The sequence below is a fragment of the Falsihalocynthiibacter sp. S25ZX9 genome (assembly GCF_041205405.1).
Lineage (GTDB): Bacteria > Pseudomonadota > Alphaproteobacteria > Rhodobacterales > Rhodobacteraceae > Falsihalocynthiibacter > Falsihalocynthiibacter arcticus.
The window spans coordinates 1-332 of sequence record NZ_JBGFCD010000143.1; the positions used below are offsets into that span (position 1 = coordinate 1).

Below are 332 nucleotides of genomic sequence, written 5' to 3' on the forward strand. Positions count from 1 at the left end.
CCATTGCCCGGCAGTCGCTGCTTGCAGCGATGAGAGGGGGCGTATCCAAGTGATGGTTGCGCGTGAGGGCTTCGAGGTAAACCACAAGAAGCTGATGTGTGAGAAGCTCCAGATGAGCCACAGAGACGGTAGAAAGCGTGCGTTGAGCACGCTAAAGCCGATGGTGTTACCATGTGGCCCCAACCGGCGGTGGTCACTGGATTTTGTGTCTGACGCGCTAACCGAAGGCCGGCGTTTCCGCATTCTTGCGGTTGTAGATGACTACAGTCCAGAGAACTTGGTCCTGATAGCGGACACATTGCTGTCAGGACCGCGCGTTGCCAGAGAACTAG

1 pseudogene is annotated in these 332 nt (G+C 56.6%); it reads left to right on the plus strand.

Going from position 1 to position 332, the window contains the following annotated elements:
• Nucleotides 1-332 (plus strand): annotated as a pseudogene (locus tag AB9F29_RS21635) (hypothetical protein); the annotation flags it as partial.